We start from the raw sequence: 25718 nt of genomic DNA, 5'->3' as shown, positions 1-25718 counted from the left end.
TGGTCGGCGTTTCTCTTTTGCCGATGCATTTGAGGATCAGTTGAGTCGGGCCGGCGAAGGTCATGGCTGAAAACCCGGTCATGCTGCGTCTGAAGGAGCTTGACGCCCTCGAAACCATTGCCGGCAAGGTTGGTCACCTGACTATCCACGACGGTACGGGCGGATTGATGAACGACATCATCAATCTCCGCGACTGAGGAAAAGCAGGCGCCGTCTCGGTTTTTGAGGCGGTGCCTGCTATAGAGGGACGACTCTGCGGGGAGGGCCTCATGCCGAAACAGGATCTTGCGCGGTTGATCGAGGCCTTTGATCGCCTCGCTGCCAAAGGCTTCAAAATGGGGCCGGAGTGGGAGGCAGTTCATGAGATCTGCCAGAACCACGAGGGCGAACAGCCCTTCGACTGGGGGCATGCACTTTGTCACCGTGTCGAAGGTGACGACTGGAATGCAGGCTACTGGTATCGCCGTGCCGGCAAGGTGATCGGCGCCGGCACGATCGCCGACGAGTGGACGGCGACGCGCGCAGAGCTTTCGGAAAAGCTTTGAAACCGTCCTGGCCGCGCGAAGACCTCGTCGCGCGGCCAGGCTTTTGTCAGTCCTATCTGTTATCGACCTGTGCCCTGACGAGCTTCAGCCCCCGTTCGGTGATCCGGTATGGCTGACCGGCTGAAGACTTGATTGCCTTCAGCCGCTTCAGTTTGCGGAAAAGCTCCATGCCGAAGCCAGGATAGACCCAGCCGTCGCGGGTGAAGCAACTCACCGTTTCGATCTTTCTGTTGTCATTGCGGGTAATTTCGATGCGGCCGCCTTGGGCCATGAGGTGCAGGATGCGCTGTTCTGTGCGCGAGATGTCCATTGCTGTTGATCCGGAAACGCGCCTTCATGAAGGCGCACGAAAACGATCTGGCGCTCGGGCTTATCCGATACGCCGCGGCTTCGTTTTTCGGGCCCATGCGCGCGAGGCTGTGCTTGCGGGCAGGGCCTTTACCGGGTCTCAGACAGGTTAGACATAAACACCTCTTGAGCAATTCCAGCAAAAGCGTTCAGCGGCTTTGCGTCCGGAATTGCGTGTAGAAAGAGATAGGGCATTTCCGTGTTTCGCAGAAAAGCGGAAATACCCTGACGTGCTTTCTATCAATAACCACAATTTGGTCAAGCGAAGGCAACCTGCAGAAAGTGGCGGATAAACCCGGTTTGGCTGTTTATCTCATTGGAGGCACTGGAAAATTGCCCGACTCAATGGTCTACTTCATACTCTAGCGCGGAGGTGCCATTGATCCACATTCGCAATGCCCGCGAAGGCGAAACGGAACTCTTGAGCGAAATCGGCTTGAGGGCCTGGCAAAGAGCGATGGCATTGATCGGCGAATCGGACGCGATGACGGATGGAGCCCGCAACGCCTTCCGGACCTTCGTGGACAATAACTGGCTCACCATTACGGTCGTCGAGCAGAACGGGCAGGTTGCCGGCTGGGCGGCGCGCGAGGGGCTGGACGAGACCATTTCCGACTTCTGGATCGATCCGAGCTTCAACCGCCAGGGATTGGGCACGGCACTTCTCGAACATATCGAAGCCGACATTTTCGAGCAGGGCTTCGAGGAGGCGGCGATGCAGACCCATTCGGGAAACACCGAGGCGATCTCCTTCTTCCAGAAGCATGGCTACGCCATCCACTGGCTTTCTGTCGCCTATAATCCGAAGCTCGACCGCGACGTGCCCTCCGTCGGTCTCAGCAAACATCTCGGCCCGCAGGAGCCGGAAGGTTACGGTCCCGGTTTCTAGACCCTTGCCGAGGCACTGAAAGCCTTGCACCGGCAGGCCATTTCCTTTACCTCACCAGATGAAAAGAACAGCCTTTAAAGAGCATCCAATGACCCTTGTCGACGTTCGCACGCCTGATCCGAAACGTTATATCCCCGGCGCCACTGGCGATTGGGAAGTCATCATCGGCATGGAAGTCCATGCTCAGGTGCTCTCCAACTCCAAGCTTTTTTCCGGTGCGTCGACGGAATTCGGCAAGCCGCAGAATTCGAACGTCTCGCTCGTCGATGCCGCCATGCCCGGCATGCTGCCTGTCATCAACGAGGAATGCGTCAAGCAGGCGGTGCGCACCGGTCTTGGCCTGAAGGCTCAGATCAACAAGCGCTCTATCTTCGACCGCAAGAACTACTTCTATCCGGACCTGCCGCAGGGCTACCAGATCTCGCAGTTCAAGGATCCGATTGTCGGCGAGGGCAAGATCGTCATCTCGCTCGGCCCCGATCGTCAGGGCCAGTTCGAGGATATCGAGATCGGCATCGAGCGCCTGCACCTGGAGCAGGATGCCGGCAAGTCGATGCACGACCAGCATCCGACGATGTCTTATGTCGATCTGAACCGTTCCGGCGTGGCATTGATGGAAATCGTCTCCAAGCCGGACATGCGCACGTCGGATGAGGCCAAGGCCTACATGACGAAGCTGCGTTCGATCGTGCGCTACCTCGGCACCTGCGACGGCAATATGGATGAAGGCTCCATGCGCGCCGACGTCAACGTCTCCGTGCGCCGCCCGGGCGAAGCCTTTGGCACGCGCTGCGAAATCAAGAACGTCAACTCCATCCGCTTCATCGGCCAGGCGATCGAATACGAAGCCCGCCGCCAGATCGGCATCCTGGAAGATGGCGGTTCGATCGATCAGGAAACCCGCCTGTTCGACCCGAACAAGGGCGAGACGCGGTCCATGCGCACCAAGGAAGATGCGCATGACTATCGCTACTTCCCCGATCCGGATCTGCTGCCGCTCGAATTCGACGACGCCTTCGTCCGCGAGCTTGCCCAGCATCTGCCGGAACTGCCCGACGACAAGAAGGAGCGTTTCGTCCGCGAGCTGGGTCTCTCTATCTATGATGCCTCCGTGCTTGTCTCGGAAAAGGCGATTGCCGATTATTTCGAGGCCGTTGCCGAAGGCCGTGACGGCAAGGCGGCCGCCAACTGGGTCATCAACGATCTGCTCGGTGCCCTGAACCGCACTGGCAAGGATATAGAGGAAACGCCGGTCTCTCCGGCACAGCTCGGCGGCATCATCGACCTCATCAAGTCGGAGACCATTTCCGGCAAGATCGCCAAGGATGTTTTCGAAATCATCCTCAACGAAGGTGGCGACCCCGCCGAGATCGTCGAAAGCCGCGGCCTGAAGCAGGTGACGGATACCGGCGCCATCGAGAAGGCTGTCGACGAGATCATCGCCGCCAACCCGGACCAGGTCGCCAAGGTCAAGGCAAAGCCGACGCTTGCCGGCTGGTTCGTCGGTCAGGTCATGAAGTCGACCGGCGGCAAGGCCAATCCGCAGGCCGTTCAGGCCCTCGTCAAGGCCAAGCTCGGTATCGAGGAAGAATAAGCCGAAGGCTGGAGCGCCGGGCTTCCATTCGGACGCACAAAGGACGCTCTAATTCTTTGAAGCTACGCATCAGGCTTTTCGAGAATCGATTTCGATTTTCGGGCCGGTGCTGTAGGCCGAATGGTCAGAAGCGGCTTCGGAAGGCCGCCGCAAGGAGAAGGTCTTGGTCTATTTTGTCCGAACGGCTGGCGAGCGCGATCTGGAAAAGGTTCGCGCCCTTCTGGTCGAGAGCTTCCACAGTGCCTATGACGCCAGTCACGGCGTCGCAAAGGTCGATGAGCTGATCACCAATCTCTTTTCGCCGACCGCGCTGAAGGCGCGGCTGACCAAGAAGAATGCCGAATTCCTCGTGGCCGATGATGGCAGGAATATTGGCGGCATGGGTTATGCGGCGATGTCGTCCGAGATGACGAAAACCGTGATGCTGCACCTTCTCTACGTAAAGCCGGATCTGCAGCGCCAGGGCATAGGCCGCGATATCTTCGCGGAGCTCGAAACCTGCTTTCCGGATGCGGAGATCATGCGGCTGGAGGTCGAGGTTCAGAACCACGAAGCCATCCATTTCTATACCCGGCTCGGCTTTGTCGAAGCTGGCCGCAACGAGAATACCGGCCCCGGCCAGTCCGGCATTCCCACGCTGGTTTTCGAGAAAGCGCTTGAGTTCCACTAATGGCATCCGGCGAGATTATCATCCGCGAAGCACGTGAAGCCGATCTGCCGGTACTGATCGCCATGTTTGCCGCCGATCCGCTTGGCGGCCATGGTGACACGATTGATCCTGACGCCTATCCCGATTACGTCCGGGCCTTTGCGACGATTGCGGCATCCTCCACCCAGACGCTTTATGTTGCCGAATGGGACGCTGACGTCGTCGGCACCTTCCAGACGATGATCACCACCTCGCTCAACGCACGCGGCGCATCCGCCATGATTGTCGAAGCGGTCCAGACGCGCGCCGACCTGCGCGGGCAGGGGATCGGTGCGCGAATGATCGAATTTGCCATTGCCGAGGCGAAAAGTCGCGGTGTCAGGCTCGTCCAGCTGACATCGAATGCGGTGCGCAAGGATGCCCATCGTTTCTATGAAAGGCTGGGCTTCAAGCCGTCGCATCTCGGTTTCAAGATGGCTCTGAAATGACCGCGTTTTCGGTCGGAATCACTGGACAATTGGGCTTGGCGGCGGCATAAGCGAAAAAGCCTATCTGCTTTCGTCCGCGTCCTGCGGCCACGAGGAAAAGACATGATCAAGTTCCTGCTGCACACCTTCACCTGGTGGAACAATTACACCTTCGGCACGCTGTTTGCCCTTCGTGGCTTCAAGCGGGTTGGTGAAGACGAGTTGGGCAATGTCTATTACGAAGGCGGTCTTTCCTCCTACGGTCTGCCGAAGCGCTGGGTGATCTACAGCGGTTACGCCGAAGCCTCCGCCATTCCTCCGGGCTGGCATGGCTGGATGCATCACCGCACCGATGTTCCTCCGTCCAAGGAAACCTACGTCGCCAAGGAATGGCAGAAACCGCATCGCGCCAACCCGACCGGTTCGCCGCAGGCCTATCGTCCGCCAGGTTCGCTGTCCGTTGCTGGCGAGCGTCCGCGCGTGACGGGTGACTACGACGCCTGGACGCCCGGTAACTGAGATCAAGGCATCCGATGGCGGGTTTCACCCCGCGCTTTGGCCACAATTGACCTTTACCCGCAGGTTGGCCGCAATCGCTGCGGCCATGAACCTGATACGTGCTGGAGACGGGTAGTATGAAGCTTTCCCTGCGAAACATGGTCCTGCCGGCTGCGGGAGCTGTATCGCTGTTGGCGCTCTCCGCCGGGCTTCTTTCCAATCAGGCACAGGCCGCCCGCATTGACAATCCGGTCGCTGTCTTCTCCGGCCTCGACAAGATCACCGGTCGCATCACCACGTTTGACGTCTATGTCAACGAAACGGTCCAGTTCGGTGCCCTGCAGGTGACGCCGAAGGCCTGCTATTCGCGCGACCAGTCGGAAGCCCAGAAGATCGACGGTTTCGTCGAAGTCGACGAGATCACACTGGATCGCAAGATCCGCCGCATCTTCACCGGCTGGATGTTTGCCGACAGCCCGGGCCTCAATGCCGTCGAGCATCCGATCTATGACGTCTGGCTGAAGGACTGCAAGCAGAACTCCGACGTCCCGCCACCGGACAGTGCCGGCGCCAAGTAAAAGCGCGCACCTGACCGGCCAGACTTTCGGCTGCGAAATACTGTCTACAGCAAGATGATGGCGGCACCGGGTGCGTGTCGCATACAATCGGTTCGATGCGACACGCCTGGCGATGTCGGTCGCTAAGCGTTGGGCGTTTTGTTGCCCGTGAAGAGCTTCTTCACAAAGCTGATCGCCCCGCCAAATACCACAAAGACAAGGATCCACGCCTTCTTCAGGAAGGCTGCGGCGATGGCCAGCAGCCCGATCTTGGCGGCAACCTTGGCGCCAGCACCTGCAGCGATCATGCCTGCCATCCCATAGGCAGCGATCTTGTCGCCATCGGCGTGATCGCCGTAGGCCATTCCCTTGTCGAACTGTACGAGCTTGGTCACGGTCGGGACGGCGGTCTCGATTTCCTTCAGCTGCTCGAGACCGGCAACGAAGTCGAATTGAAAGACCCCCTCACGGCCTAGCGTGCGCACGGAATAGTTCAGTGTATGCTGCGTGTTTCCATTCTCGTTGAACAGCAGGTCGCGCGCCCAGTGCAGGGCGTGGGCGGATTGATCATAATGCGGGGCAGAAGCCCAGCCGACGAGTGTCACCGTCGGAAAGCCCTGCTTCTGTCGCTCGGTATTGCTCTCCGAAATGGAGTCCTTGATGTTCTGCAGCAGTTCATCGTAGTCGATCGTCGCTGCGTCGGCATCCGATACATAGCCATCCGCGCTGTATTCGACGACCGAACCCCATGATCCGGCATCAGTCGGAGAATATTGCGCAGGAAATAGCATGCCCAGTGCGTCAGCCGCCGCTCCCGGAGGGTTTCCCCAGATGTCGACAAGCACGGTTTTCGTATCTTCGGGGCTTAGAAAATAAAAGCCTTCAGGTACGTTCAGCGTCGCCTTCGCAGTCGGCAGCTTGATTGCTCCTTGCTGGAAGTCGAGCTTCTCCAGAAGCGGCTTCTCTTCATCGGAGAAGTCAGTCCTGTTTGGAAATATTTCCTGATAGGGACGCGCATCTGCTGCTCCGGCAGCGAGCGCGAGCAGGATTGCAGCCGCAATATATCGCTTCAAAATTCCATCCTCCGTTGTATTTCGACCTTAATTGAATCAGTCAAAAAATCAACGCAGGGATGAAAATTTCAACCTTAAAACTGCAGATGTGGTGATTCCATTGCATCTGCGAGCAGCAGCGCGTAATCCGCCTTTGGCACGTCGAGCGCCCCGAACGTCTTCAGATGCTCTGTGGTGAACTGCGTATCGAGCAGCGTGAAGTGTTTCTGCCGCAAACGTTCCACCAGATGCACGAGACAGATCTTCGAAGCATCGGTGCGCCGCGAGAACATGCTTTCCCCGAAGAAGGCGGAACCGAGCGATACGCCATAGAGACCTCCGACGAGTTCATCGCCATCCCAGGCTTCTACGGAATGGGCATGGCCCATGCCGTGCAGGGCGGAATAGAGCGTTCGGATCGTCTCGTTGATCCAGGTGCTCGGACGATCGGTCGTCTCTTGCGCGCAAGCGGTCATCACGGCATCGAAAGCGCTGTTGAAGCGGATCTCGAAGGGCTTCTGCCGGATCGTCTTTCGAAGACTTTTGGAAACGTGGAAACGGTCGTCGAGCGGCAGGACGCCGCGGACATCAGGTTCGACCCAGAAGATCTCCGGATCATCGGCAGATTCGGCCATGGGGAAGAGGCCGATCGAATAGGCGCGCAGGAGGATCTCCGGGGTAATACCTGGCGATTTCCTGCGCGCTCCTGCCATTCTGTCCTATGCTGCCGGCTTGCTGTTGGCGAGATACTTTTCCAGCCAATGGATATCATAGTCGCCATTGGCGATATCCTGGTTGGAAACGAGATCCTGGAACAGTGGCAGCGTTGTCTTGATGCCGTCAACGACAAATTCATCGAGCGCACGGCGCAGGCGCATCATGCATTCGACACGCGTACGGCCATGGACAATCAGCTTGCCGATCAGGCTGTCGTAATAAGGCGGGATCTTGTAGCCCTGATAGGCGCCGGAATCGATGCGCACGCCAAGACCACCCGGTGCATGGAAATGCGTGATCGTGCCGGGGGAGGGCACGAAGGTGCGCGCGTCCTCCGCATTGATGCGGCATTCGATGGCATGACCCTGGAAATGCACCTCGTCCTGCGTGACCGACAGACCGCCGCCGGAGGCGACGCGGATCTGCTCATGCACGAGGTCGATGCCGGTGATGGCTTCGGTGACCGGATGCTCCACCTGCAGGCGGGTGTTCATTTCGATGAAATAGAACTCGCCATTTTCGTAGAGGAACTCGATCGTGCCGGCGCCACGGTATTTCAACTTCTTCATCGCGTCGGCGCAGACCTGGCCGATCTTCATGCGCTGTTCGACGTTGAGCGCCGGAGAGTTGGCTTCTTCCCAGACCTTCTGGTGGCGACGCTGCAGCGAGCAGTCGCGTTCGCCGAGATGGACCGCATTGCCCTCGCCATCGCCGAATACCTGGATTTCGATATGGCGCGGCTTTTCGAGGTACTTTTCCATGTAGACGGCGTCGTTGCCGAAGGCAGCGGCTGCCTCGGTGCGGGCCGTCGACCAGGCCTCGATCAGATCGGCTTCGGTCTTGGCAACCTTCATGCCGCGTCCGCCACCGCCGGCCGTTGCCTTGATCAGCACCGGATAGCCGATATAGGCAGCCGTCTTCAGCGCATCCTCTTCGGTCTTAACCTCGCCGTCGGAACCGGGAACGACGGGAATGCCGAGCTCCTGCGCCGTCGTCTTGGCGGTGATCTTGTCGCCCATGATGCGGATATGCTCCGCTGTCGGGCCGATGAAGGTGATGCCGTGGGCTTCGAGGATATCGGCGAATTTGGCGTTTTCCGACAGGAAGCCATAGCCTGGATGCACGGCGTCAGCGCCAGTGATCTCGCAGGCCGCGACGATCTGGTGGATATTGAGATAGCTCTCACGCGACGGCGGCGGGCCGATGCACACACTCTCGTCAGCGAGGCGAACATGCATGGCGTCGGCGTCGGCCGTCGAATGCACGGCAACGCTCGCAATGCCGAGTTCCTTGCAGGCGCGCAGCACGCGAAGGGCGATCTCGCCGCGATTGGCTATGAGGATCTTCGAGATCATTGGCAAAGCCTTATTCGATGACGACGAGTGGCTGGCCGTATTCGACGGGCGAACCGTCTTCGACGAGGATCTCCGTGACCTTGCCGGACTTGGGCGAAGGGATCTGGTTCATCGTCTTCATCGCTTCGATAATGAGCAGCGTCTGGCCTTCCTTGACGGTGGCGCCGAGTTCGATGAACGCGCGCGCCCCCGGGGCCGGAGCCATGTAGACCGTGCCGACCATCGGCGCGTTGACGGTATTGGCCGGGTTACGTCCGACTGCCGCCGGAGCCGCAACTGCGGCGGCCGCGACCGGGGCTGCTGCAGCTGGCGCCGCATAGGCGGGAGCGCCGATCGGCGCCTGGATATACTGGGGCGTGCCTGCGCGCGAAACGCGGATACGCAGATCTTCCTGCTCGACTTCGATCTCGGTCAGATCCGTGTCCTTGAGGATGTTTGCGAGATCGCGGATCAGCGCCTGATCGATACCGGATTTCTTTTCAGCCATGAGTGTAGCCCTGTCTTCTTCTTATGCCGTGATGTTCTTCAGCGCGTGCAGCGCCAGGATGTAGCTGTGAGGCCCGAAGCCGCAGATCACGCCCTTGCATGCAGGCGCGATCATCGACTTGTGGCGGAATTCTTCCCGTGCATGCACGTTGGATATGTGGAGCTCGATGACGGGAATGGAAATGGCACGGATCGCATCGTGCAGCGCGACCGACGTATGCGTATAGGCGCCGGCATTGATGGCGACGCCGGCGGCCTTTTCATCCGCCTCGTGGAACCAGTCCACCAGCGTGCCTTCGTGATTGCTTTGACGGAAGTCGATGTCGAACCCGAGTTCGCGGCCCGCAGCCTTGCAGTCCGCCTCGATGTCCTTGAGCGTCTTGCCACCATAGATGCCAGGTTCTCGCTTGCCCAGCATATTCAGGTTGGGCCCGTTCAGGACAAAAATCGTTTTCGTCATCGAATGTTCCGTTTGGCGCACCGGCTCTGGACCTCGGTGGATCAAGCAACCGTACGCGGTTCAGTGTATTCCTCGCGTCCGATGCCAGCCTCTCGGTGACAAAGGCACGGGAATGCGCGAGCGCCACCTATAGACTCCACGCGGACTTATTGAAAGCCCTTACGGAATCGGCAGGGGGCGCCGCGCCATGTTTGTCCACATGGCTGAAGCGCTTCGATTTGGGCGATTTGATGGGCGGTGCGTCAGCAGCTCGTCTTGCCGCAGGCCCGCATGTTCTTCACCTTGGCCTCAAGATCGTCGATGCCGACGGCGCCCGGCACCATTTCATTGCCGATCACATAGGACGGCGTACCGCTGATGCCGAGATTGGCGGCAAGCTGATAGGTCGCCTGCACGATATCGTCGTTCGGGCTTTTTTTCATCTCCGCGCGGATCTTGTCTTCGCTGACACCAAGGGAAGAGGCGACCTGGATTGCAGTGTCCTCGGAGGCTCGGCCGTCGCTGCCGAGCAGAGCGACGTGGAAGTCGCTGTACTTCTCAGGCGCAATCCGGCGGAAGGCATCCGCCACACGGTGCGCGGCAACCGAATCCGGCCCGAGGATCGGGAATTCCTTCAGCACGAAACGGACGTTCTTGTCTTTCTTCAGGAGCGCCTGCATGTCGGGCAGGGCGTGGCGGCAATAGGTACAGTTGTAGTCGAAGAACTCGACGACGGTGACATCGCCCTTCGGGTTGCCGAGTGTCACGTCATTCTTGGAATCGAAGATGCCGTCGGTATTGTTCTCGATGGCCATGGTGGCCTTCACCTGCTGGGCCATCTGCTGCTTCTTCTGCAGCGCATCCTGCACGTCGAGCATGATCTCAGGATTTTCGATCAGATACTGCTTGATGAATTCGCCGAGTTCCTTCTTCTGCTGGTCGTCGAATGCAAATGCCTGAGCCGGAAGGGCGATGGAGGCTGCAAGCGCCAGTGCGGTGAGCGTTTTGGAGAAGAAGGCCATGGTATCCTCGTCGTCGGCTGATGGGTTTTCGAAGCGAAATTACCATTGCCGGGTTAATGGGCTTGGATGCGTCCGCATCAAATTACGGCGCGTCGGGCCGCCATCAAACAGGAATTTTCCTCCGATCCAAGCCCTCGCGGGATTGTGATGAGCCGATTATTGCGGCAATTGTCTGGCCGTCATCTGAAGCCAGGCAGGAAGTGATCGTGTTTTCCATCTCGAAACGCAGCGAAGTCGAACCGTTCCATGCAATGGATGTTCTGGCCGAAGCGACGAAACGACGTGCGAGCGGCCACCCCGTCATTTCCATGGCCGTCGGCCAGCCCTCCCATCCGGCGCCCAAGGCCGCACTCGATGCTTCCCGCGCGGCACTTGCCGAAGGGCGCATCGGCTATACGGATGCGCTTGGCACGGCGCGGTTGAAGCAGGGGCTCGCCTCGCATTATCGCAACCGCCATGGCCTGGAGATCGATCCCGCCCGCATTGCCGTCACGACCGGCTCATCGGCCGCCTTCAATCTCGCCTTCCTGTCGCTCTTTGATGCCGGCGACGCGGTCGCAATCGCCCGGCCAGGCTACCCGGCCTACCGCAACATCCTCGGCGCTCTCGGCCTCGACGTTGTCGAAGTGCCGGTCACGGCGGACACGCATTTCACGCTGACGCCCGAAAGCCTCGAAGCGATCCGGCTGGAAAAGGGCGTGAAACTGAAGGGCGTGCTGTTGGCAAGTCCTGCTAATCCAACCGGCACTGTGACCGGCCGCGAAGGCCTGAAGGCGCTTGCCGCCTATTGCGATGCCAATGACATTGCCTTCATCTCCGACGAAATCTATCACGGCCTGACCTTTGCAGGAGAAGAGACGAGCGCGCTGGAACTGACGGACGAGGCAATCGTCATCAATTCCTTCTCCAAATATTATTGCATGACCGGCTGGCGTATTGGCTGGATGGTGCTGCCCGAGCGGCTGGTGCGCCCGATCGAACGCGTGGCCCAGAGCCTCTATATCTCGCCGCCGGAACTTTCCCAGATCGCTGCTACTGCTGCTCTTGGCGCCAACGAAGAATTGGATCGCGTCAAGGCAAGCTACGCGGCAAACCGCGAACTGCTGCTCGACCGGCTGCCGAAGATCGGCTTAGCGCCGGCTTCCCCGATGGACGGCGCTTTCTACGCCTATGTCGATGTCTCGCGCTTCACCAATGACAGTATGGATTTCGCCCGTCGCATGCTGGCCGAGATCAATGTCGCTGCCACGCCCGGCCTCGATTTCGACCCGGTCGAAGGACCGCGCACGCTGCGCATGTCCTATGCCGGCTCGCAGGCTGAAATCGCCGAGGCGATAGAACGCATCGGCGCCTGGCTGAAGTAACGGCGCTCAGTTCCGGTATTCCGGCGCTTGGCGGTCGAGAACGCGCCTGACGCTTTCGAGATGCAGCCGTGCACTTTCCGGATCGCCTTCGCGCATCTGTCGGGCAGCCTGCTCGGCGATGTCTGTCGAAACCGGGATGAGCCGCCGACCGGTGCTCATCGCCTTGAGCTGAACCTCGGCTGCCCGCTCCAGATAATAGAGATCGTCCCAGGCTTCTGCGATATTGGGCGCGCAGACCATCACGCCATGGTTCTTCATGAATAGAATGTCCTTGTCGCCGAGCACGGCGGCAATCCTGTCACCCTCGCGTTCGTCCAGGGCCAGCCCGTTATAATTCTCGTCGACGGCAACGCGGCCGTAAAATTTCAGTGCCGTCTGACCGGCCCAGACGAAAGGATCGCCCTCGACCATGCTGAGTGCGGTTGCATTCGGCATATGCGTGTGGAAGGCGGCTCCGACGCGCGGCGACATCCTGTGCAGCCGGGCATGGATGAAAAAGGCGGTTGCCTCGGGCACGCCATCGCCGACAACGACGTTGCCTTCGAAATCGCAGATCAGCAGTGACGAGGCGGTCGCTTCCTGAAAGGCCCAGCCGAGCCTGTTGACGAGGAAAAGATCGGGATGACCGGGTACGACGGCCGAGAAATGGTTGCAAATGCCTTCCTCGAGCCCAAGCCGAGCCGCCATTCTGAGGCACGCCGCCAGATCAACGCGCGCCTGCCAGATCTCGTCAGTATCGAGCGGCAGGTTGCGCAATATTGCCGGCTGCCCTTTCGCGAGGTTCAATTCATGAGCCATGTCTTGTCTCCAGTCGCGTCAATTACATCCAGCCCTTCGCTGCAAAGATGGCAGGCACCTTGTCGAGCGTCGGCACGATCTCGTTGGGGCGGTAATCGCTGAGGGGTTTGCGCCCGGTGCCGCGATCCACCCAGATTGCACGAAAACCGAGTTCGCGCGCCGCGACAAGGTCAAGATGCGGGCTTGCGCAGATATGCACGAGATCATTCATATCGATGCCGAGCGTTTTCCATGCATGCCGGAAGATTTGCGGCGACGGCTTGTAGGCTTCCGCCTGCTCGGCAGTGATCACCCGGTCGATGATACCGCCAAGCTGCGCGATATTGCCGGCAATGATCGCGTCGTCGGTATTGGAGATAATGGCAAGCCTGAAGCCGGCGGCTTTCAGCTTGCCGAGCGTGGCAACGACTTCAGGGAAAGGTGGCATCCGGCCGATCGACGAAGTCAGCAGGTCGGCATCGGCGCCATCGAAGGGCAGGCCGAATTCTTTCATCGCCAGTTCAAGCGCGAGCGCGGTGACCTGTTTGAAGGATCGGTGCGGCCTTTGCTCTTCGAGTTCATGTTCGTAACGGTCATAGACGGCGATAAAGGCTGGCTGGTCGATATCGCCACCCTTTGCCGACAGGATCTCATTCATCGCGGCAAGCAGGCCCTCATCCCATTGAATTAGCGTGCCATAGCAATCAAAGGTCAGCCAGCTTGGCCGGTTTCCGGGAAGTGTCATCAGTGGTCTCCATGCTTTTCATCATATTGACAACAAAGCAGCTCATTGAGAAATTAAATGTCATAATAGCTGGCAGTGGAAAATCGAATGAGCTTCCCCTTCGATCTCGATCTTCTCCGAACTTTTGCGGCTGTCGTCGACGCCGGTGGTTTCACACGGGCGGCCGAGCGCATTCATCTCACCCAGTCTACCGTCAGCCAGCAGGTCCGGAAGCTGGAGGCCAATATCGGCCACACCCTTCTTCTGCGCGACAAGTCGACGGGTGGAATTCAGACGACCGAAGAAGGGGAGCTTCTCTTGAGTTATGCTCGACGCCTGCTGGCGACAGCCGAAGAGGCGATGGAGCTTATGCGCAAGCCCGCCGCACCCAAGACCGTCAGGCTCGGCGTTCCCGAAGATTTTGCCGGCCGCAGGCTCATTGATCTCCTCTCGGGCTTTTCAGCGGCTTCTCCGCATATAAGGCTCGATACGGTGAGCGGCTGGAGCGTCGAGCTTCGCCGTCTTCTGGAAGCAGGTGAAATCGATCTTGCGCTCATCAAGCGTGAACCGGGCGATGGTAGCGCGCTGGCAAGCTGGACGGAGGAATTGGTCTGGGTTGAAAGCATGCATCGGCCGGTGCGGGACGAGACGGTACCGCTTGCCGTCTTTCCTGTCGGCTGCATCTACCGCGAAAGAGCAATCCGTTTCATCGAGCGCAGCGGACGGCGCTGGCGTATCGCCTATACGAGCCAGGGGTTGATGGGTGTGCAGGCTGCTGTGGCTTCCGGCCTCGGCATCAGCCTGCTGCCGTCGGATGCGGTCCTGCCGGAGCATCGTGAGCTTGGAGCCGCGGATGGCTTCGATCCGCAGCCGGCGTCCGAACTCGCCCTGGTCAAAGGACGGCTCCGACTGTCTGCGGAGAGCCGTTCCCTGGCGGATTTCCTCGCGGCTAAGCTTTAGGTCCGCGAAGAGAAGAGCGACGCGAGTGTCGAAGCCGGCTTGTTGTTCATCCGTGGCACGACGACGAGCTGCCGGATGTCGCCGCGCCTGTAGGCGGCCAGGAAACGCTTGTAATCCTTGAAGGAAACGCAGCCGTTGGAATCGCCGTTCTTGCCGAGCATGTAGGTGTGGGCCAGAAGGCCGACGCGGTTGAAGATCGCGTCCGAACCCTGCACCGGCGTCAGGCGAATGGCGGCCACGCCGTGGAACAGGGATTCGCGCATCGTCAGATTATAGGTATGTGGTGGCGTCGGTCCGCGCATTTTCTGATTAGTGTAGCGCGGGTTGTCGCGCATCTTGCCCAGACCGGAATGGGCCTCCAGCCGCTCGCCGTTCGGAAGGTAGACAGTCGCGTTTTCGATGTCGTAGATCGCGACACCGGCACGCACGCGCGGCGTAAAGACCGGCTTGTCATAGCGCGGCACCGCATCGTCATCGTCATCTTCGATTGGTGAGTTCGGTTTGGCATAGGCAAGCACGGGCTCGGCAGAGCGCTGAGAACCCTTGGAAGCAGGAGCCGGCTTGCCGACAAGGCCGTCGGGCCGCGCCATCGGCAGCGGGACAGAATCCTCATCGGGGGCAAGAACCAGATCGAAAGGCGGTGCACCGTCGTCCGCTTCGGCAACTTCGATCTGCGCCGGCTTGTCGGCGGCAGGAGCAACTGCGCGGTTAAGCTGCTGCGGATCAACCGGAATAGGCATGACACGCGGACCCGCGTCGGCAAGGGCGACCATGGCGGGCATTTCGGCCGCAGCCACGGCTTCCTTCGACGGAATGATGATCCGGTCGGCGTCATCTTCACTGGCCGCCAATGAAGCGGTTTCCACGGTCGCATCGGGCGTCTTGATTGTATCGTCCTTGCTGAAGCGCGAATTCCCGGAGGCGGCTACCGGCTGAAGTTCCACGACGGCAACGGCAACGCCATTGGTCTTGGCCAGCGCGAGCTTTGCATTCGAGGCAGCCGATGTGCTTTGCGCATGCGATTGGATCAACTGTGCCGTCAAAGGCACCACCGGCTTTGCGTCGAATGCCGCAAGCCGTGAAGCCTTGTTCACATGGATGAGACGCTCATGCGTAACGGCAACCCGTGTCGCCCTTGACGCAGCGGCAACCGGGGAAATCTCCTTTTGTGTGGAGAACGGCATCGACACCGATTGCATCGTCGCGACAGTGCCGATAAGCCACGTGGAGGTCAAAAATCCGGCGATTGCGATGCCGGTTAGAAAACCGCGAGATCTGCCTGAACGAACAGGGGATCCGCTAAAAGGGGCGACGTTATTGAACGTCCCTACCGCAAACGCCATACTCTACTCGTCTTCCAAAACGCGCCACGCAGGCCGGCAGCACTGGCTTACTGATTTTTGCCGGAGCCGCTAACTGCCCAAAAAGGCCGAATTTGGGCCTGTTCGCGACATGCGACCGTTTCTTAAGGATGACGAACTATGGTTTCCAATTGGTTTACAGGTGAAGCTCTCTGCTTCAATTGTCGCGAAAACAGACGTAATAATTTAGAAGAAGCTATTTTTCAAAGACTTGCCGTAGCCCGCTGAAGGCAAGCCGGCGACGGGAAATTTTTCCGCGTTCAGCTGCGCGCCATCACATAGCTTCCGGGAGCTTCCTCGATCGCATTGAGCGCTGCTCCTCCGACCTTGCGGGAAGCCACATGCTCGCCGGCTTGCGATTCGATCCATCCGTGCCAGTGCGGCCACCAGGAGCCTGCCGTCTCCTTCGCCTTGGTGAGCCATGCGTCATAATCGCCTTTGGCCGGGCCGCCGGTCCAGAACTGATACTTGTGCTTGTCTGGCGGATTGACGACGCCGGCAATATGGCCGGAGCCTGCAACGACGAACTGCACCTTGCCGCCGAAGTACTGGCTGCCGACGAAGACAGACTTTGCCGGCGCGATATGATCCTCACGCGTCGCAAGATTATAGATCGGGATTTTGACGTCCTTCAGCGATAAGGTCTTGCCGTCGAGGATCATCTCGTCCTTGGTCAGCGCATTCCGGAGATAGCAGTTGCGCAGGTAGAAGGCATGGTTCGCCGCCGCCATGCGAGTCGAATCGGCATTCCAGAACAAGAGGTCGAAGGGCAGGGGCTCCTGGCCCTTCAGGTAGTTGTTGACGAAATAGGGCCAGATGAGCTCGCCTGCCCTGAGCATGTTGAAGGCGGTCGACATGCGCGAACCATCGAGATAGCCGAGCTCCTGCATGTGCGCTTCCAGCGCCTGAAGTTGCTCCTCGTCGACGAAAACCTTCAGGTCGCCGGCATGGGTGAAATCGACCTGGGTGGTGAAGAGCGTTGCGCTCTTGATGCGCTTGTTCTTCTCCCTGGCGTGCAGGGCAAGGGTTGCGGCAAGCAGCGTGCCCCCGACGCAATAGCCGATGGCATTGACTTCCTTTTCGCCGGTCGCCTTTTCGATCGTTTCCAGCGCGAAATCGACCCCCTCCCGGGCATAGGCGGTCCAATCCTTCAGTGCATGGCGGCTATCCGGATTGACCCACGAGATCACGAAAACCGTATGTCCCTGGTCCACGCACCATTTGATGAAGGATTTCTGCGGGTTGAGGTCGAGAATATAGAACTTGTTGATCCATGGCGGGCAAATCAGCAGCGGCCGCTTCAGCACGGTCTCCGTCGATGGCTCGTACTGGATGATCTGGCAGATCTCGTTCTGGGCGATCACCTTGCCCGGCGTCAGCGCCATATCGCGGCCAACGGCAAATTTGGTCATGTCGGTCTGGCGCAGCCGCAGCTCGCCGCGACCGGCGATAATATCCTCGGTCAGCATCTTCATGCCGCGGACGAGGTTTTCACCGCTGGTCGCTATCGTCTCGCGATAGACCTGGGGATTGGTGACCACGAAATTTGTGGGAGAGAGCGCCGCAGTAATCTGCTTCACGTAGAAGCCGGCCTTGTGCTTGGTGTGCTCGTCGAGCCCCTCGGTCTCGGCAACCAGCTTTTCGGCCCAGTCGGCAGTGACGAAATAGACCTGTTTCAAGAATTCGAAGAAGGGGTTCTTCTGCCAGTCCTCGTCGGCGAAGCGTTTGTCCTTGCGCTCGACCTCCTGTTTGACCGTCTCGCCCTGCATGCGCTGCATCGAGCGCATCCAGATGCCGAAGAAGGAGGTCATCAGCTGTGTCTGCGCCTCGAAAGTGCGGCGTGGATCGGCGATCCAGTATTCCGTCACCCTGGAGAGCGTTTTCACCATATCGGTGACGGGTTCTACGGCCGTGTCGGTGATTTCGCCGCGCTTGCGTGGGCCGAGCCATGCCGAAGCTGCCTTGCCGAGGTTTTCGAGCGCACGGGCGAAATTGAGCGCCATGGCCTCGGGATCCTTCAGCATATAGGGATCGAGATCCTTGGCGTCGAAATCCAGCTTGGCACCATTCTCCCGCTTGCTGTCGGTCACGCACTTCCTCCGGCGGCAGCATCCATTGTTTGTCCGTTGTACATCTGCTGCGTTGAAGAAAACAAGTTCCGCCCGCCCGCTCTCATGCTATTGCTTTGTCGCTGCGACGAATTTAACAGTCGAAGCAGGCAGGATTGGATCATCAGGCATGACGACGACAGGCATTGGGCATTTCGTGACCTTCACCCGCACCGCAGCAATCTGCGCCGCGGCCGCGGCCATGGCCTTTGCGCTTGCCGGATGCAACAAGACCGCCGAGGAGAAAAAGGCCTTCGCCCAGCGCATGGCAGCACCGACTGCAGTCGTGATGCCCGCTTCCAAGGGCGAACCCGTTGAAGGTGGCCTGACCAAGAGCCCCGACGGCTACCCGTCGTTCGGTGCGCCGCTGACGGCCGCCAACGTTCAGATGAACGACGAACAGGCGGCCGAGTTGCAGCATCAGCTGAGCGCCCTTGGTGCCAAGCGCCAGGCAGGCACAATCTCGGAGGCGGAGTATCAGCGCCGCGTTGCCGAGATGCGGAAGCTGGCCGCCGACCACGGGGCCGAAACGCTCTCCGAAATCACCAAATAAGCCTTGCCTTTCAGGCGATTTGGACGCAAAGCCTTCCGGATGGATCGGAAGACACAATTTTCCCGATAATGCGCTTCGTGCGCGGCCTCTCCGTCAAAGATTTGCCGCGCAGTTAAGTTGAAGAGGAATACGGCGCTGCGAGTCTGAAGCTCGTATCGCAGCTGCCGGGAGACGGAACGAGCTTCGACAGCGGTCACGTTGGCCGCATTTCCATGGGGAAAGAGATGGAAGAGTTTCACAAAGTCCGGCGTTTGCCGCCTTACGTTTTCGAACAGGTCAACCGTTTGAAAGCGAGCGCGCGAGCGGGCGGGGCCGATATCATCGATCTCGGCATGGGAAACCCCGACCTTCCGACCCCTCAGGCGATCGTCGACAAGCTCTGCGAGGTCGTCCAGGACCCGCGCACCCACCGTTATTCGTCCTCCAAGGGCATTCCCGGTCTGCGCCGCGCCCAGGCTGCATACTATGCGCGCCGATTCGGCGTGAAGCTGAATCCCGACACGCAGGTGGTCGCGACCCTCGGCTCCAAGGAAGGCTTTGCCAACATGGCGCAGGCGATCACCGCGCCGGGTGACGTCATCCTCTGCCCGAACCCGACCTATCCAATCCATGCTTTCGGCTTCCTGATGGCCGGCGGCGTGATCCGTTCCATGTCGGTCGAGCCGGACGAAAGCTTCTTTCCGCCGCTCGAGCGCGCCGTGCGCCATTCGATCCCGAAGCCGCTGGCGCTGATCCTGAACTATCCGTCGAACCCGACGGCTCTCGTGGCGACTCTCGACTTCTACAAGGACGTCATTGCCTTCGCAAAGAAGCACGACATCATCGTGCTGTCGGATCTTGCCTATTCGGAAATCTATTTCGATGGCGAGCCGCCACCGTCGGTCCTGCAGGTTCCGGGGGCAATGGATGTGACCGTTGAGTTCACCTCCATGTCCAAGACCTTCTCCATGCCCGGCTGGCGCATGGGCTTTGCGGTCGGCAACGAGCGACTGATCGCAGCACTGACGCGTGTGAAGTCCTACCTCGATTATGGCGCCTTTACGCCGATCCAGGTTGCCGCAACCCATGCCCTGAACGGCGATGGCTCCGACATTGCGGAAGTCCGCAATGTCTACAAGCGCCGCCGCGACGTCATGGTCGAAAGCTTCGGCAAGGCGGGATTCGACGTGCCTCCACCGGCCGCTACCATGTTTGCCTGGGCGAAGATCCCGGAAAAGTTCCGTCATCTCGGATCGCTGGAGTTTTCCAAGCTTCTGGTCGAGATGGCTGACGTTGCCGTTGCCCCGGGCATCGGCTTCGGCGAGCAGGGCGATGATTACGTTCGTCTGGCACTCGTCGAGAACGAACACCGCATCCGCCAGGCTGCACGCAACATCAAGAAGTTCATGTCGACGGCAGACGAGACGATGCACAACGTCATCTCGCTCAACGCCCACCGTTAATTGCAACCTAGAAAGACAGCCGCATATTTGCGGCTGTCTCTCACCAGACATTTCAGGATCGATCCATGGCAGACGCCCTCAAAATCGGCATTGCGGGCTTGGGTACCGTTGGTGCCTCGCTTGTTCGCATCATCAAGCAGAAGAGCAATGAACTTGCAGTCACCTGCGGCCGCCCGATTACGATTACGGCAGTTTCGGCTCGTGACCGTTCGAAGGACCGTGGGATCGATCTGACCGGCATCACCTGGTTCGACCGTCCTGAAGATCTTGCCGAGAAGGCCGATATCGACGTTTTCGTTGAACTGATCGGCGGCGCTGAAGGCGCGGCCAACGTCGCTGTTCGCGCCGCTCTCTCCCGTGGTCTCCATGTGGTGACTGCCAACAAGGCGCTGCTTGCCTATCACGGCGTCGAGCTTGCAACGATTGCCGAGGAAAAGGGCTCGCTCCTGAATTTCGAAGCAGCCGTTGCGGGTGGCATCCCGGTCATCAAGGCGCTGCGTGAATCGCTGACGGGCAACACGATCTCGCGCGTCTATGGCATCATGAACGGCACCTGCAACTACATCCTCACCAAGATGGAGAAGGAAGGCCTGTCCTTTGCCGATTGCCTGAAGGAAGCCCAGCGCCTCGGTTATGCCGAAGCCGATCCGGCCTTCGACATCGAAGGCAACGACACCGCCCATAAGCTCTCGATCCTGACCACGCTCGCCTTCGGCAACAGGATCGCGGCCGATGATATCTATCTCGAAGGCATCACCAATATCTCGATCGAGGATATCCGTGCCGCCGCCGACCTCGGCTACCGCATCAAGCTGCTCGGCGTCGCTCAGCGTACGGAGACCGGCATCGAACAGCGCGTGCATCCGACCATGGTGCCCGTCGATTCCGTCATCGCTCAGGTCGATGGTGTCACAAACGCCGTCGCGATCGAATCCGATATCCTCGGTGAGCTGCTGATGGTCGGCCCGGGTGCCGGCGGCAATGCCACGGCGTCCTCGGTGCTTGGCGATATCGCCGACATCGCCAAGAGCCAGCCGGGCGCACAGCGCGTTCCCGTTCTCGGCCATCCCGCCAAGTCGCTTGAGACCTACCGCAAGGCGCAGATCCAGAGCCATGAGGGCGGCTATTTCATCCGCCTGACCGTTCTCGACCGCACCGGCGTTTTTGCCAGCGTCGCCACGCGCATGGCGGAAAACCAGATTTCTTTGGAATCGATCGTCCAGCGTTCCAAGCAGCATCTGGCGCCTTCGCACCACCAGACGATCATCCTCGTCACCCACGCGACGATGGAAGACTCAGTGCGCAAGGCAGTTGCTGCGATCAAGGAAGAGGGCTACCTCGTCGGGGAGCCGCAGGTGATCCGCATCGAGCGTCCTAAGGAAGAATCCTGACATTTATTCCAGATTGGAGCAGATCAGCCCGTCCGGGATCACTCGGACGGGTTTTCTGTTATTAATCAAAGTACTTCACAAAAATTTATATTAACAGATATGCGGATATAGATATAATCATCCCGGGAGCCGTTGGAGTCGCGGGTGAGGAAGATCAAGCAGACGCATGACATACGCATCGAGCCCGAGAGTCCTCGGGCGGGTTCACCGAAATTTGATCCGACAGCGCTTGGAGCCGCCCTTGAATGCGAGCCGCCTCAGGGACGAAATTGGGCCACGCTGCTGATTCTGCTGTCGATCGTTTTCGTCCAGCTGTTTGTTATCGGATTGGTTATCTGGACAATTTTCCGGTAATCCACAGGGCCTGAAATCAACCGCTTTGCTATCCGTCCCGCATCTGTAAAAAGGGCAGATGATGAAAGCGGAGTTTGGCATGGCAGATCAGGTCGATCCGGTACCGCGCGCCTTCCTAGGCGTCGAAAAATCGGTTCTCGACAATCGCTGGGTTTCGCGCCTTGATCAGGCCGGGCAGAACCGCGCGCTCGCCATGTCGCAGATGCATGGTTTACCGGATCTGATCGCACGCGTCCTTGCCGGACGCGGTGTGACCGTCGACGAGGCCGTCGAATTTCTGGATCCGACGATCCGCAGCCTCATGCCCGATCCCTACAAGCTGACGGATTGCGAGAGGGCGGCCAAGCGTATTGCGGCTGCGATCCGTGATGGCGAGCCGGTCGCGATCTTCGGCGACTATGATGTCGATGGCGCGGCATCCTCCGCACTCATGTATCGTTTCCTGACCCATTTCGGCGTCAAGGCGCATATCTACATTCCCGATCGCATCTTCGAAGGTTACGGCCCCAATCCAACAGCCATCAATCAGCTGATCGACAATGGCGCTAGCCTGATCGTCACGGTCGATTGCGGCTCCACTAGCCATGAGGCGCTGGCTGCTGCCGCGGACCGCAACATCGATGTCGTCGTCGTCGATCACCATCAGGTGACACATGAGCTGCCGCCTTGCCATTCCCTCGTCAATCCAAACCGCGAAGACGATCTTTCCGGGCTGGGGCATCTTTGCGCGGCCGGCGTCGTCTTCATGGTGCTTGTCGCAACGCTGCGGCTGCTGCGTGAGGCGGGAGACAAGCGCATCCTCGCGATAGATCTCCTGCAGTGGCTGGATATCGTGGCACTTGCGACCGTCTGCGATGTCGTGCCCCTCAAGGGCCTCAACCGTGCCTATGTGGTCAAGGGATTGGTCGCCGCGCGCCACCAGAGCAATGCGGGCCTCGCCGCGCTATTCCGCAAGGCGGGCCTTGCTGGCCCGGTTACGCCCTATCATTTCGGCTTCCTGATCGGCCCGCGCATCAATGCCGGCGGGCGAATCGGCGATGCAGCGCTTGGAAGCCGTCTGCTGACGCTGGATGATGCCGTAGAGGCCGAAGCTATCGCCCAGCGGCTGGATGAGCTCAACCGCGAGCGTCAGGCCATGGAAGCCATCATGCTGCAGGAGGCCGAAGCCGAATCACTTGCCGAATACGGAGACGGCGAGGGCGCTTCCGTCATCGTTACCGCCCATGAGAAATGGCATCCCGGTATTGTCGGCCTTATTGCCGCGCGCCTGAAGGAAAGGTTCAAGCGACCTGCCTTCGCCATCGCCTTCGATCCATCCGGCAGGGGTACCGGCTCGGGCCGCTCGATTAATGGCTTCGACATGGGCAGGATGGTGCGCGCCGCGGTCGATGAGGGACTGCTCGTCAAGGGCGGCGGTCACGCGATGGCGGCAGGTCTGACTGTCGAGCGTAGCAAGCTCGGTCTCTTGCGCGCCTTCTTCACCGAGAAGGCACAGAAGACGGTCTCGGCCCTTGTCGCCAACGAAACGCTGAAGATCGATGGTGCCATCGCTGCAAGCGGCGCGACCATTGAGCTCATCGATCGTCTGGAAACCGCAGGCCCCTATGGCTCGGGACATTCCCAGCCGGTCTTTGCCGTGCCGGCGCATCGTGTGCGTGATTCCCGTCTGGTCGGCGAGCGGCACGTGAAAGTGACATTGGAAGCCATGGATGGCGCGCGCCTTGACGGCATCGCCTTCAGGGCCGCGGAGACTCCGCTCGGCAACCTGCTCCTCAACTCACGCGGCGCTAACCTGCATGTCGCAGGCTCTCTCGGTGCCGAACATTATCAGGGCTCGCGCAGGATCCAGCTGCGCATCAGCGATGGCGCGCCGGCCAAGTGACCGCCCCAAGGGCCATCAGGTCGGCTGCGGCTGAGACAACGGCGCCTTTCTGCGAAGGCGGCTTACGGCCAGGGCAAGCAATATACCGCCCGCGATGATGCCGATGGCAAGCATCGGCCTGTAGGCGAACCAGGCAATGGCGATGACAACAGGGCCGATCAGCAGTGTCAGCACGAAGGCCGCGATGCTCGTACCCAAGCCAATGACTGTGCCAATAAATGGAATCAGGTCGCCAAGAATGGGCAGGAGCCCAAACATCAGCTTGAAGCTGATGAACAAGCCGATGAGGCCGGCGACGCGCACAAGCCAGGTGATGATATTGTTTTCACTCTCGGCCGATTGGAACATCCGGCTGGCATCCACATTGCCGGCAGCGGTCAGGAAGATATCGCGGTGGTTCGTCGTTTCGTAGGGAACGAGTGCGCTGTGATTCTGCTTGCCGAGAACGCTTGCCGTTTCCACGTCGATCCGATGATAGCTGATCCTGAGGTCGCCGATGGCAGGCAGGTTTTCGTTCAGGCCGATATAGGCACCCTCTGCATTTCGCTTGGCCGACCGGCCAGCGCCGATCTCTGCTCCTATGCGCTGAACGTCGCTGTCAGCGAGCGCGAGGCGTGAAGAGTAGCCGATGCCTGCCATGTCCTTGACAGGCACGGAGAAGACGCCGACATGAGCCGTTTTTGCGGTGAAGGTAGCGCCGTCAGGCATACTGGTTGGATTTTGATGATCATCCGGCTGCTTGAAGCGCCTCGAATCGACCACATCCGGGCTCCATTCCCTGGTGTAGGAATAGGTGGTCGTCGTCTCCTCGCCGCCGCCCAGTGTCTTTTTGGGCTGGCTCTCGCTCTTTTCCGCCCACTGATACATCTCGACTTCGCGGGAGAGACCCACAGCGCCATCGGCGGTGATACCGAATTGACTATCCTGCGGGCGCTGATCGGATTTCACCGATCCGCTGATATGGACCAGCTTGCCTTCATTGGCCGGATCGACAGCCATACCATCGACCGAAATCACCTGTGACGCACCTTCGGAAAGGGCGCGATAGGTCTGGATCGCACGCCCTTCGTTCCAGATCATGAGCCAGATACATCCGATAAGCAGCACAAGGCCGACCAGTGCACCGGTCAGCGCGTTTTTGATGCGCGCAAACCACGAAGTATAGGTCGTGTCCGTATAGCTCATGTCCGAAATCACCTGTCGCCGAGAGCCCGCTGGATTGGCGGTCTGCAAAAATATTTCAGTAAATTAAGCGACGACGGCTAATCCCCGGTAAATGCCGAAAATGATTCTTGGCTGGTCATGCCATTGAAAACAATGACCTTTCGGCAAGATGGCCGAGAGGAGCCAGAAACCGAACTTTGCGTCACAGAAAGCAATGCCGGATGGGGGTAATGTCACCCCATTTGCCTCATCAATTCGCTTGATAGGCGTAGCTGCGCCCGCAAAGGCAACACTATGAAAATACGGGGAAATAACAAGGAGACAGTGGCACGCCCTAGGGGAGTCGAACCCCTCTTTACAGAATGAAAATCTGTCGTCCTAACCGATAGACGAAGGGCGCGTGCTCTGTGGTGGCGCCCTTATAGTCAGCACCTTTCTGCGCCGCAAGCGGCAAAATGAGAATTTTTTACCGGATTATGCAGATTTTTTCCGGGCTTGTGGAAAAGTGGGAACCACACGGCCCTGCAGTCCCGTGCGGAGGCGCTGGAAATGCCCGGTCGCCTTACGCCCGCCTGCAGGACACTCCATCTATTCGATCCGCCCACCAGGCCTTCCGAGAATCGATTCCGAATTTCGGGCCGCTGCTGGAATTGGGAACGTGTAAGACGAAGCACCAGGCGCTCGAGAGCTTTGACTCATCTGGTCTGCTCGATAGCAGCCGCGGGATTCTCAGAATTTCTGGTACGCCCTAGGGGAGTCGAACCCCTCTTTACAGAATGAGAATCTGTCGTCCTAACCGATAGACGAAGGGCGCAGGCACTCAGCTCAAATAGGAAGGCGCAAGGCTTTCCACAAGCGGTAGATAGGACATCGGATTGGAAGAAGAAGTGGCACGCCCTAGGGGAGTCGAACCCCTCTTTACAGAATGAAAATCTGTCGTCCTAACCGATAGACGAAGGGCGCGTGCTGTGGTGGCGCCCTTATAGTCAGGCACTTTCGATCCCGCAAGCGGCAAATTCG

26 protein-coding genes and 3 tRNA genes are annotated in these 25718 nt (G+C 59.3%); 14 read left to right on the top strand and 15 right to left on the bottom strand.

Features of this window, described 5'->3' with window-relative positions:
• Positions 1–62 precede the first annotated feature (62 nt).
• Entirely contained in the window at positions 63–197 is a 135-nt protein-coding gene (locus FHX06_RS36015; RefSeq protein WP_281413369.1) for a hypothetical protein, read from the top strand.
• Between the two features lie 72 nt (positions 198–269).
• Complete coding sequence (locus tag FHX06_RS10165; RefSeq protein ID WP_112968492.1) at positions 270–545, top strand: hypothetical protein; 276 nt, start codon at positions 270–272, stop codon at positions 543–545.
• A gap of 52 nt (positions 546–597) precedes the next feature.
• On the opposite strand, the gene FHX06_RS10160 is transcribed toward FHX06_RS10165, so the two are convergent.
• The gene (locus FHX06_RS10160) at positions 598–855 is read right to left on the bottom strand and encodes a YjhX family toxin (RefSeq protein WP_112545745.1); all 258 of its coding nucleotides are present in this window, start codon (positions 853–855) and stop codon (positions 598–600) included.
• Between the two features lie 417 nt (positions 856–1272).
• Here FHX06_RS10160 and FHX06_RS10155 point away from each other — a divergent pair, with 417 nt between their 5' ends.
• The 6 genes from FHX06_RS10155 to FHX06_RS10130 all read left to right on the top strand — a co-directional run bounded on the left by FHX06_RS10155 (position 1273) and on the right by FHX06_RS10130 (position 5568).
• Positions 1273–1782, top strand: coding sequence for a GNAT family N-acetyltransferase (locus FHX06_RS10155; protein ID WP_112968491.1), 510 nt, complete (start codon positions 1273–1275; stop codon positions 1780–1782).
• 88 nt (positions 1783–1870) lie between these two features.
• Positions 1871–3376, top strand: coding sequence for an Asp-tRNA(Asn)/Glu-tRNA(Gln) amidotransferase subunit GatB (gene gatB, locus FHX06_RS10150; RefSeq protein ID WP_113013590.1), 1506 nt, complete (start codon positions 1871–1873; stop codon positions 3374–3376).
• Between the two features lie 163 nt (positions 3377–3539).
• Positions 3540–4046: a GNAT family N-acetyltransferase gene (locus FHX06_RS10145; protein ID WP_183879085.1), complete on the top strand. Its 507-nt coding sequence runs from the start codon at positions 3540–3542 to the stop codon at positions 4044–4046.
• Positions 4046–4513 (top strand): GNAT family N-acetyltransferase, encoded by a 468-nt coding sequence (locus tag FHX06_RS10140; RefSeq protein ID WP_113212679.1) that lies wholly within the window; start codon positions 4046–4048, stop codon positions 4511–4513. Before FHX06_RS10145 ends, FHX06_RS10140 begins: the two co-directional genes overlap by 1 nt.
• 102 nt (positions 4514–4615) lie before the next feature.
• Positions 4616–5011: an NADH:ubiquinone oxidoreductase subunit NDUFA12 gene (locus tag FHX06_RS10135; RefSeq protein ID WP_112545740.1), complete on the top strand. Its 396-nt coding sequence runs from the start codon at positions 4616–4618 to the stop codon at positions 5009–5011.
• A gap of 116 nt (positions 5012–5127) precedes the next feature.
• Positions 5128–5568 (top strand): DUF2155 domain-containing protein, encoded by a 441-nt coding sequence (locus tag FHX06_RS10130; protein WP_112545739.1) that lies wholly within the window; start codon positions 5128–5130, stop codon positions 5566–5568.
• A gap of 122 nt (positions 5569–5690) precedes the next feature.
• On the opposite strand, the gene FHX06_RS10125 is transcribed toward FHX06_RS10130, so the two are convergent.
• The 6 genes from FHX06_RS10125 to FHX06_RS10100 form a co-directional block, all read right to left on the bottom strand.
• Complete coding sequence (locus FHX06_RS10125) at positions 5691–6620, bottom strand: DUF2167 domain-containing protein (RefSeq protein ID WP_183879084.1); 930 nt, start codon at positions 6618–6620, stop codon at positions 5691–5693.
• Positions 6621–6694: 74 nt separating this feature from the next.
• Positions 6695–7312, bottom strand: a complete 618-nt coding sequence (gene aat / locus FHX06_RS10120; protein ID WP_112968486.1) for a leucyl/phenylalanyl-tRNA--protein transferase — start codon at positions 7310–7312, stop codon at positions 6695–6697.
• 6 nt (positions 7313–7318) lie between these two features.
• On the bottom strand, positions 7319–8671 hold the full coding sequence (gene accC / locus FHX06_RS10115; RefSeq protein WP_112545736.1) for an acetyl-CoA carboxylase biotin carboxylase subunit: 1353 nt from the start codon (positions 8669–8671) through the stop codon (positions 7319–7321).
• A gap of 10 nt (positions 8672–8681) precedes the next feature.
• Entirely contained in the window at positions 8682–9158 is a 477-nt protein-coding gene (accB, locus tag FHX06_RS10110) for an acetyl-CoA carboxylase biotin carboxyl carrier protein (RefSeq protein WP_112545735.1), read from the bottom strand.
• A 21-nt stretch (positions 9159–9179) separates the two neighbouring features.
• Positions 9180–9617 (bottom strand): type II 3-dehydroquinate dehydratase, encoded by a 438-nt coding sequence (gene aroQ / locus FHX06_RS10105; RefSeq protein WP_113013595.1) that lies wholly within the window; start codon positions 9615–9617, stop codon positions 9180–9182.
• 242 nt (positions 9618–9859) lie between these two features.
• Complete coding sequence (locus FHX06_RS10100) at positions 9860–10618, bottom strand: DsbA family protein (RefSeq protein ID WP_112545733.1); 759 nt, start codon at positions 10616–10618, stop codon at positions 9860–9862.
• A 206-nt stretch (positions 10619–10824) separates the two neighbouring features.
• On the opposite strand from FHX06_RS10100, the gene FHX06_RS10095 reads away from it, so the two are divergent.
• Positions 10825–11982: a pyridoxal phosphate-dependent aminotransferase gene (locus FHX06_RS10095; RefSeq protein WP_183879083.1), complete on the top strand. Its 1158-nt coding sequence runs from the start codon at positions 10825–10827 to the stop codon at positions 11980–11982.
• A 6-nt stretch (positions 11983–11988) separates the two neighbouring features.
• Here FHX06_RS10095 and FHX06_RS10090 read toward each other — a convergent pair whose 3' ends face one another.
• The gene (locus FHX06_RS10090) at positions 11989–12780 is read right to left on the bottom strand and encodes an aldolase (RefSeq protein ID WP_183879082.1); all 792 of its coding nucleotides are present in this window, start codon (positions 12778–12780) and stop codon (positions 11989–11991) included.
• A 22-nt stretch (positions 12781–12802) separates the two neighbouring features.
• Positions 12803–13504: a haloacid dehalogenase type II gene (locus tag FHX06_RS10085; RefSeq protein ID WP_183879081.1), complete on the bottom strand. Its 702-nt coding sequence runs from the start codon at positions 13502–13504 to the stop codon at positions 12803–12805.
• Positions 13505–13591: 87 nt separating this feature from the next.
• Between FHX06_RS10085 and FHX06_RS10080 the strand changes: the two genes are divergently transcribed.
• Positions 13592–14443, top strand: a complete 852-nt coding sequence (locus tag FHX06_RS10080) for a LysR substrate-binding domain-containing protein (protein ID WP_113147975.1) — start codon at positions 13592–13594, stop codon at positions 14441–14443.
• Here FHX06_RS10080 and FHX06_RS10075 read toward each other — a convergent pair.
• On the bottom strand, positions 14440–15786 hold the full coding sequence (locus FHX06_RS10075) for a tlde1 domain-containing protein (protein WP_183879079.1): 1347 nt from the start codon (positions 15784–15786) through the stop codon (positions 14440–14442). The genes FHX06_RS10080 and FHX06_RS10075 overlap by 4 nt on opposite strands.
• A 278-nt stretch (positions 15787–16064) precedes the next feature.
• Positions 16065–17894 carry a class I poly(R)-hydroxyalkanoic acid synthase gene (phaC, locus tag FHX06_RS10070; RefSeq protein ID WP_113212672.1) on the bottom strand — a complete coding sequence of 610 codons (1830 nt, stop codon included), beginning with the start codon at positions 17892–17894 and terminating at the stop codon, positions 16065–16067.
• Positions 17895–18042: 148 nt separating this feature from the next.
• On the opposite strand from phaC, the gene FHX06_RS10065 reads away from it, so the two are divergent.
• From FHX06_RS10065 to recJ, 4 genes are all read left to right on the top strand, one after another.
• Positions 18043–18465 carry a hypothetical protein gene (locus FHX06_RS10065; protein ID WP_112545727.1) on the top strand — a complete coding sequence of 141 codons (423 nt, stop codon included), beginning with the start codon at positions 18043–18045 and terminating at the stop codon, positions 18463–18465.
• A 224-nt stretch (positions 18466–18689) separates the two neighbouring features.
• Positions 18690–19907, top strand: a complete 1218-nt coding sequence (locus tag FHX06_RS10060) for an LL-diaminopimelate aminotransferase (RefSeq protein WP_183879077.1) — start codon at positions 18690–18692, stop codon at positions 19905–19907.
• 65 nt (positions 19908–19972) lie between these two features.
• Positions 19973–21298, top strand: a complete 1326-nt coding sequence (locus tag FHX06_RS10055) for a homoserine dehydrogenase (RefSeq protein ID WP_112545725.1) — start codon at positions 19973–19975, stop codon at positions 21296–21298.
• A gap of 433 nt (positions 21299–21731) precedes the next feature.
• On the top strand, positions 21732–23534 hold the full coding sequence (recJ, locus tag FHX06_RS10050; RefSeq protein WP_113212733.1) for a single-stranded-DNA-specific exonuclease RecJ: 1803 nt from the start codon (positions 21732–21734) through the stop codon (positions 23532–23534).
• Between the two features lie 15 nt (positions 23535–23549).
• On the opposite strand, the gene FHX06_RS10045 is transcribed toward recJ, so the two are convergent.
• The 4 genes from FHX06_RS10045 to FHX06_RS10030 form a co-directional block, all read right to left on the bottom strand.
• The gene (locus FHX06_RS10045; protein ID WP_113212732.1) at positions 23550–24719 is read right to left on the bottom strand and encodes a TMEM43 family protein; all 1170 of its coding nucleotides are present in this window, start codon (positions 24717–24719) and stop codon (positions 23550–23552) included.
• Between the two features lie 304 nt (positions 24720–25023).
• Positions 25024–25098: transfer RNA gene (locus tag FHX06_RS10040), tRNA-Glu, on the bottom strand.
• A gap of 339 nt (positions 25099–25437) precedes the next feature.
• Positions 25438–25512 (bottom strand) — tRNA-Glu (locus FHX06_RS10035).
• Between the two features lie 74 nt (positions 25513–25586).
• A tRNA-Glu gene (locus FHX06_RS10030) sits at positions 25587–25661 on the bottom strand.
• Between the last annotated feature and the right edge of the window lie 57 nt (positions 25662–25718).

The organism is Rhizobium sp. BK512 (genome assembly GCF_014194915.1).
GTDB lineage: Bacteria > Pseudomonadota > Alphaproteobacteria > Rhizobiales > Rhizobiaceae > Rhizobium.
This window is presented reverse-complemented; position numbering and strand designations above follow the sequence as displayed.